At 69.3% G+C, this 1,047-nt stretch carries 1 protein-coding gene; it reads right to left on the minus strand.

Going from position 1 to position 1,047, the window contains the following annotated elements:
• A partial coding sequence (locus A5771_RS06710; RefSeq protein WP_131808898.1) for a DUF222 domain-containing protein occupies positions 1-968 on the minus strand: 968 nt, incomplete at its 3' end.
• Between the last annotated feature and the right edge of the window lie 79 nt (positions 969-1,047).

A 1,047-nucleotide genomic window follows, 5' to 3' on the forward strand; every position in this document is an offset into this window, starting at 1 on the left:
GGACCGATCGGTTGCAGACCCCACAGACGCCGTCGTAGAGCAGCACCGGAGCAGCGTGGGCGTTCTACTGGCGCAAACAGGTTCCGACGGTTGATCGGCGGCGGCGGTGGGTCTTCACCGTTGCGGTGCGCGTCGACACCGGTGCCCATGCTTTCGGCGCTGGCGACCACGTGGATCAGCACCGAACTTGCCGGACGGTCCTGGGTGCCGGGGCAGTCCTCGTTGCCGCACCCGCAGGCCAGGGTCTGCCCGCCGGCGGCCAGCGCGCCCAGGGCGTCGGCGCGGCGTTGGGCGATGGTGCGCGGATCGTCATCACACACGCTGTGCGCCATGGCCAAAAGGCGCCGGTCGAGTGCTTCGGCGTCGTGGGCGTGCAGCCGGCCCCACAGCGGGGTGGTGGCGTGGTCGGTGTTGCGTTTGTCGACCACCAGGTCGCGGGAGCGGGCATTTTGCCGGCTACGGCGCAGGGCCTGCGGGTCGTGCGCCTCGACGACCGCGTCGATGGCTTGCCCGGTCTTGAACGCCGACAGTGGCCCGTAGTGCAGGGCGTCGGCGGCAAGGGCGGTATCGACCGCGGCAAGCGCCCGACGGTCTTCGATCAAGGTGGTGTGCCAGGAGATGGTGGACACCAAAGCGGCGTTGAGCTGTCCGGCGGCGAACAGTGCCGCCACCTTGGGGAGACGTTCGCGCAGCGCCGAAGCCAAATACATCTGCCCCGATGCTTTCCCGTGGCTGATATCGCAAGCCGCACCGACTTCAGCGGCCACCGCGTCCCAGCCGTCGCAAGCCCATTTCGAATGCGCTGGGTCGTCGTACAGTTTGCGGCCCAACAGCTCGGCGATCGCCGCCAGGCGGCGCGACGCCGCGACGGACTCCGCTTGGGCCCACCCTCCGATCGCTGCCACCAGCGCGGCCTCGTCGAGCTCAGCGAGGGCGTCGGGGTCAGGCAAGTCGGCCGAGTCGAACATACGTGGCGCTCCACGGGTTTTCGTGGGCGCCTTTCGGCTGTTCAGGGCGGTTTCCTGTTGCGGGGAGCGGGTTCGGCGT

The organism is Mycolicibacter sinensis (genome assembly GCF_001667375.1).
Taxonomy (GTDB): Bacteria; Actinomycetota; Actinomycetes; order Mycobacteriales; family Mycobacteriaceae; genus Mycobacterium; species Mycobacterium sinense_A.